The 6878-nt window shown below is 67.7% G+C and carries 4 protein-coding genes; 2 read left to right on the top strand and 2 right to left on the bottom strand.

Translation table 11 applies throughout. From position 1 onward, the window contains the following. The first annotated feature begins 685 nt into the window (after positions 1 to 685). Positions 686 to 2251, top strand: a complete 1566-nt coding sequence (locus IT371_09470; GenBank protein ID MCC6747874.1) for a SpoIIE family protein phosphatase — start codon at positions 686 to 688, stop codon at positions 2249 to 2251. Here IT371_09470 and IT371_09465 read toward each other — a convergent pair. Further along, entirely contained in the window at positions 2248 to 3387 is a 1140-nt protein-coding gene (locus IT371_09465; protein MCC6747873.1) for a hypothetical protein, read from the bottom strand. The two genes, IT371_09470 and IT371_09465, sit on opposite strands and share 4 nt — an antisense overlap. 106 nt (positions 3388 to 3493) lie before the next feature. Here IT371_09465 and IT371_09460 point away from each other — a divergent pair, with 106 nt between their 5' ends. Then, a complete protein-coding gene (locus IT371_09460) occupies positions 3494 to 4018 on the top strand; it encodes a hypothetical protein (GenBank protein MCC6747872.1) in 525 nt (174 codons plus the stop codon). 22 nt (positions 4019 to 4040) lie between these two features. Here IT371_09460 and IT371_09455 read toward each other — a convergent pair whose 3' ends face one another. Continuing rightward, on the bottom strand, positions 4041 to 6836 hold the full coding sequence (locus IT371_09455; protein MCC6747871.1) for an insulinase family protein: 2796 nt from the start codon (positions 6834 to 6836) through the stop codon (positions 4041 to 4043). Positions 6837 to 6878 lie beyond the last annotated feature (42 nt).

Genomic DNA, 6878 nt, shown 5'->3' with positions numbered 1-6878 from the left:
GCGCTCGCGCAGCCACCCGGGGCGATGCGCTTGTCGAGCTCACGAAGCTTCATCAGGTCCTTCAGGTTCTTCTTCTGCATGGTATCTTTCCGTCTACTTCGGTCGCCCATATCCCGCAGGACTTAGGTCGCCGAGGTGAGGGCCCGTGAGTTTTCACCCGCGGGCCGAGGTCCAGCCAGACAGTTGTCGACTACGCCCAGTTGTACCGCGAGGCGCTCGCGCAGCCACCCGGGGCGATGCGCTTGTCGAGCTCACGAAGCTTCATCAGGTCCTTCAGGTTCTTCTTCTGCATGGCGTCATTCCGTCTGCGTCGCTCGTCCATATCCCGAAGGACTTAGGGCGTCGATTCGGACCCCGCGAGCTTTCGCTTGCGCGGCCTCCCGTACTGGCTGTTCACCTCTCTGAGTTCGCGCGGGTCTTCGTCCCCCCTCGCGATCATTCATCGTGTTCTATGAAAGTACTCTTACAATTTATTTCACGACTGTCAACGCTATTTTTTCGCGGAAGCCGAGAGCGCGGTAGATCGGCCCAGTCGTTAGCTTTCTTGACGATCCAGCGGGCGGGCCGGCATACTGCCGGCATCTCGGCGCGCGACATTTTCCAAACGAGGTCCTCGACAAGGCCGAGCGCGTGATGTTCGTTGGGCTTTTGCACGCGGCGCTGAACGAGAAAGAAGGGTAGTCCGATGCGGCCCCAGAGACGGTCCTTCTCTGTTCTGACGAAGCTCGTTCTCTCCGTCGCCATTCTGGTCGCGATCGTGGTCGCCGCCATGGGGACCTTCGACCTCCTGGCCATGCTGAGGGTGTACGACGCCGAGTCGAAAAGACAAGAAGAGCAGGGCAGTACGGCGATCCGGCGCAACGGGGAGGGGATGGGGAGCAAGCTCGCGGCCGGGATCGCACCCGCTCTGGCAGAGGTGAACTACTCCCTCATTCAGGAGGCGCTCGACGAGACGCTGAAGGCGGATCCCGCGGTGCTCAACGTCGAGGTGGTCGACGACACGGCCACGGTGGTCGCGCGAAGCGGGCGAGGTGTCCTGTCGAGCGGCAAGACGAAGTTGCTCGTCGACAAATCCGGCAAGGTGCCGCCGCCGGAGAACGCGCAGGTGGCTGGCGAGCGGGCCCTCCGCTTCGTCACGCCCGTGTCCTACGGCGGAAAGACGCGCGGAGAGCTGCACTACGCCTACTCGCTCCGCGAGCTCGACGAACAGCTGAAGAAGCTGCGCGAGGAGCGCGAGGTCACGACCCGTCGGTCCGTTGTGCGGTCGGTGATGGTCGGTTCGCTCTGCCTCCTCTTCGGGCTGCTCCTGGCCATCGCGCAGGGGTTGCAGGTGACGCGTCCCGTGCGCGCCCTCGCCCAGCGGGCGACCCAGATCGCCTCGGGCGACCTCTCGGCGCGCGTCACGCTGAAGACCAACGACGAGTTCGGTCATCTCGGGGCGACCTTCAACCACATGGCCGATCGCATCCAGAACCTGCTGCAGGAGACGGCCGACAAGGTCACCCTGCAGAAGGAGATGGAGGTCGCACGCACGGTGCAGGAGGCGCTCGTTGCCGTTCCGGACCTCATCACGCGGGGACGGCTGCAGTTCGCGGGTCACTACCAGCCGGCCAGCATCTGCGGCGGAGACTTCTGGAACTACCTCGAGCTCGGCCCCAACAAGACCTTGCTCATCGTCGGAGACGTGACGGGACACGGCGTCCCTTCGGCGCTCATCACCGCGTCCGCGAAGAGCTGCTGCGATACGTTGCACGCCGCGTTCGGTAGCAACCTGTCGATCACCGGGCTGATGCAGGCGCTGAATCGCATCGTCTATCTGGCGGCGCGCCGGCACCTGCTCATGACCTGCTTCGCCACGCTCATCGACCTGGACGAATGGAAGCTCGTCTTTGCCAGCGCTGGGCATCCGCTCCCCTTCATCGGGAGGGTCGGCGACGACGGACAGCACACCCTGCAGTCGCTCGTGGCCCGCGGCAATCGCCTCGGGGACACGCCGGAGTGGGACTTCCCCGCCTTCTCCGTGGACCTGCGTCCGGGGGATACGATCCTCTGGTTCACGGATGGCCTCACCGAAGGCGAGGACCGCAACGGCGACCAGTGGGGGGAAAAACGACTCCGCCGCGCCATGCAGCCCCACTGTCACCGCCGGGCTGACGAACTACGCGACGTCCTGATCAAGCTGGCCCACGACTTCTACGACGGCGTCCCCCCCGCCGACGACATCACGCTCGTCGTCGGAAAGATTCTCTAGCGCACGCCGACCTTCCCCTCCATCAGGCTCTGCCAGTTGTTGATGGCGATCGTTTGCCCGGCCTTGATGTTGAGGCGCACCTCGGCCCGCAGCTTCTTGTTGTGCGACTCGAAGCTCAGGTGGTAGGTGCCCGGCGGCAGGCCGAGCTCGGTCCAGAGCCCGAGGTCCCGCCCGTCGGCGCGGATGCGGGCCCAGGGATCCAGGTTCACCTTCAGGATGCCGAAGGAGAAGCTCACCGCGGCCTGGCTGTCGGCAATCACCTGGACCTTGAAGTTCTTCCCCACGTGGTACTGCGCGTTGAGGAGGGCGATGTTGTACTCGCCGCCGGGGAGCGAGAGGGACATGGGAGTCCGCCCGCTCACGGGGTAGCCGTTGACCCACATCTGCGACGGGAACGAGGCGTTCGTCTTCAGCATCCCTAGCACGTGGCGCTTGGAGAGAGTCTGGCGGATCTGTGACGCGAGCGGGCCGTCGGGCCGGATGCGCAGGTACTCCGCCAGGTGATTCAGGGCCTCGTCGGACTTGCCGAGCTTGGCGTAGACCGCGCCGAGGAGGCGGTGCGGGCCGGACAGGGACGGGTCGAGGATCAGGGCTGCGTGCAGGTAGCGGGTGGCGTCGGCGTGCTTGCCCGCCAGGGCGGCGGCGCGTCCGAGACCGAAGGCCTTGGCCGCCTCGGCGCGGGCCGGAGCCGACGGGGGACGGCGTGCCGTGGGGGCGCTGCGCTCGAGCAGGCGCGTCAAGCGCTCGCGCGCGGCTTGCGCGATCGACCGGTCGGGGTCGTCTCGGGGGGCCACCTTCAGAAAGGCCTGGTATTCCTCGCGCGCCTCGGTGGGCCAGCCGGTCGCCTCGAGCTGGCGCGCCAGCATGAAGAGCGTCCGTGGGGCGCGGTCGACCTGCAACGCGGCCCGAAAGAGCGTCACGGCCACGTCGGGCTCGGCGGTCTCGGCGGCTCGCAGGAGCCAGGTCGCGTCGAGGACCTTCTTCGGGCTTGCGGCCGGAGCGGCGCTGACCCCCGCGGCCAGTGACAGACCGAGGGCGACCAGAGCGGCGCCGACGGCTCGCCGCGGGGATGGCCAGCGTGTCCGCGACGCGGGACGGCCGGTCCGGCAGAAGGTGGGCGAGGGAGCACGTTTCATTGATTCGAGCCTCGAACTGTGAGAAAAAACTAGGGTTGCAGGTGCGTGTGGTCCTGGCTGCGGCGCAAGACGCGTCTCGAGGCTGCGGCCGATTCTGGAGGAAGGCATGTCTTCGGACGAAAGCTCCGCGCTGCAGGCGGACCTCGCGGTGGTCGAAGGCGCCGTCCGTCTGGTGCTCAAGGGCCAGATCGACGAAGGCGCGGACCTCGACCCGCTGGCGAAGCGGCTGCTCCATGCGCTGACGAAGGCCCAGCTAGGGCGTGTGATCATCGACACCTTCGACGTCGCGCGCATCAACTCGTGCGGGGTTCGGGAGTGGATCAACTTCATGCGCTCGGTCGAGCAGGTTCCACGGCTGACGTTGTCTCGCTGCTCTCCCGCGATTGTCGTACAGCTGAACAGCGTGTTCAACTTCCCCGGGAAGGCCGAGGTCGAGTCGGTGGTGGCGCCCTACTACTGCGCGCGCTGCGACCGGGAGGCCATGATCGTCGTCGACGTGCCGCAGCAGCTCAAGGATCCGGCCGAGCTGCTGAAGGAGCCGCGGACCTGCGAGACCTGCAAGCAGCCGCTACAATTCGACGACATCCCCGACCGCTACTTCCTGTTCGTGAAGTTTCGCGGGCAGATCTGAGTCCCGCCCTACGGGGCGCCTCCTAGGCGAAGACGGCTTCGACGGGCGTGATGCGCACGCTCTCCGGCGTCACCAGGAGCTTGCTCGACGAGATCGCGCGGTCTTGCTCGACCAAGGTCGGGGAGACGGGCCCGTTGTAGCGGACCGCGGGGGTCGCGCCGTCGAGCAGCTCCTCCCGCAGCCGGGCCGCGTCGCGCGCCACGAGGACCACGCCCAGGTCCGTGGCCGTGAGGTGCCGCCGGATGGCCTGATTCACGGCGCTCGGGCTGAGGGCTGCGACCTGTCGGGGAAAGTCGGTGCCGAAGTCCCCCATGCCGAACCAGGCGCTGTCCATCGCGTAGCCGAGCCGGTCCTCCTGCGTCTTGAGCAGCTGCAGGACGTTCTTCGCGAGGAAGGATCTGAAGCGCTCGAACTCTTGTTCGGTCACACCCTCGGCGATGAGCTGCCGGAGTTCGTGCACGGCGGCCTTCAGCGCGAAGGTCGCGACGGACGGATGCACGGGTCGGATCCAGACCTCGAAGAGCTGCGCACGGCGCACGAAGTTGGGGGAGGGATAGAGCGCGGCGGCCGCCAGTGGGAAGGCCTCGAGGTAGGCGTAGCTGCCGTAGGTCAGCCCGCGGTCGGTGCGCAAGCTGCGGTAGAGCCGGCCGTACGACGAGCGATGGTCTCCCAGGCAGGCCCGAGCGAGGGAGAGCGCGGCGTAGTCCTCGTGGTAGCGCAGCACGTCGATCGGCGTACCGAAGGAGATGGCTACCACGTCGGTATCCTTCTCGAGGATCTCGAGCTCCATCCCCGAGGGGCGCCGTCCTCGTACCTGGAGGGGCCCGACGGGGGCGCCGGCCGGCAGGGCGTCCACGGCGTCCTCTAGGCGCGAAAGGAAGGCGCCTGGCACGTCCCCGGCCAGGCCCAGCCGGACGTTCTGCCGCGTGTAGAAGCGCCGGGCGAAGGCACGTACGTCCTCGACCGTGACGGCCTCGAGCGAGGAGAGGGTGCCGAGAGGTGGGTGGGCGTAGGGCGTGCCGGCGAAGAGGTTGCACTGCAGGCGCTCCTTCGCCAGGTTCTCCTCGTCGGCGCCGCGCAGATCGTCGAGCAACTCCCCGAGCTGGGCCGCCCTGAGCTGTTCGAAGTCCTCCTCGCGCAGACCGGGGTCGAAGAACTGCGGTAGCGCGAGGTCCGCGAAGGCGTCCAGGTGATCGCGATGTACGATCCCGGTGAACGTGCAGAGCTCGCGGTCCACGTGGGCCATGAAGTAGCCGGCCAGGGGATGGAGCGCGCGTTCGATCTCCTCGCGGCGGAGTTCCTGGCTTCCAGCGCCCGAGTGCAGGCCGGCGGCGAGCTGCGCTAGCCCCGCCTTGCCGGGCGGATCGTAGGCGGAGCCGGCCGTGAAGCAGAGTTTCACCCGGACGAGCGGCATGCGTGAGCGGAGCAGCACCGTGGGAGCCCGGGCGCCGGCCTCGGGCTGGGTCGCAGCGCGAACGTCCGCCCCGCGGCGGGTGACCGAGAGGGCCCCGGAGTAGTCCTCGGAGGCGAGGAGCGTGGCCACCAGCCGCTCATCGGTGAGGTAGCGCTCCGCGGCGGCCTGCAGATGCTCCGGGGTCAGGTTCTGAAGTCGACGGTAGTGGTCGTTGAGGGTGGCGTACGAGCGGTCGAAGTGCACGAAGATGCACAGGGCTTCGGCGATCGATTCGACGTTGTCGAAGACGTGGGCGAGCGAGGCCCGGCCGCGGTCGAGCTGCAGCTTCAGCTGGTGCGCCGAGACGCTCCGTCGACGGGCGCGGTCGGCGGTCTTGAGCATCGCTTCGAGCACGCGCTTCACGTCGTCGTTCGTGCGACCCGCGTTGAGACGCCCCCTGACGGTCGGTAGCCCCGGATCCAGCGAGGGCAGAACGACGGGTACGAGGAACTTCACGTGCTGCTCCCCGTGGACCAGCTGGCGGTAGAGCTCCGAGCTCTCGCCGAACTCGAGCTCGAAGAGGAGCTGCAGCGCCTCGAAGTCCGAGGAGTCGGACGAGAACCTCGGGCCGTGATAGCCGAGGGCGAGCAACCCGGGGAAGTCGCCGGACCAGGGCACGAAGGTCGTGGTCGGCTCCCGTGGGGGAGGCTCGGCGGGCACCTCCTGCGCCGGTCCGACGGGGCGCCAGTCGCCCCAGTGCCGATGGACGAGCTCGCAGACCTCCTCGGGGTGGGCGTCGCCGACGACGAGCAGCGTGGTGCGCTCGGGACGGTAGTTGCGGCGGAAGTGGGCCTGCGAGTACGCGAAGCGCTCCGGAAAGCGCTCGACGTCGGCGGGGGCGCCCAGCACGGGGTGACCGTAGGGGTGAACGCGGTAGCCCGCGGCCAGATGCCTATTATGGGATGTTTGCGCCGGATCGGACAGCGTCGCCTGCAGCTCGGCCAGCACGACGCCCGCCTCGGACCGGAAGGCCTCCTCCGAATACCCCGGCGCGAGGAAGTGGTCGGCTTCGATCTCGAGGAACTGTGGCAGGTCCTCGCGCGCGCACAGCAACGAGTACATGGTGTAGTCGTAGGAGGTCTCGGCCTCGCGGCGGGTGCCGGCACGCATCTGGATCTCGTCGTAGACCGCCTGCGGATAGCGCGGGGTACCGAGCATCATGAGGTGCTCGACGAAGTGCGCGAGCCCCGAGGCGCCGGGGTCCACGTCGTTGCGGCTGCCGGCCTTCACGATGATCTGGAGGTTCAGCAGACCCGGCTGCCCGGTGGGGACGACGATCACGCGCAGGTCGTTGGAGAGCGTGGCCTCGTACGCGTCGAGCGGCAACACGTCGTCGGGGAGCGCGGCAACGCGAAGCAGGGACATGAGCGGTTCTCCTGGGAGTGAGACGATCGTCGGTGCGGCGGC

This window comes from Deltaproteobacteria bacterium (assembly GCA_020848905.1).
Classification (GTDB): Bacteria; Myxococcota_A; Polyangia.
Note: the sequence above shows the minus strand (reverse complement) of the source record. Positions and strands in the feature narration are given on the sequence as shown.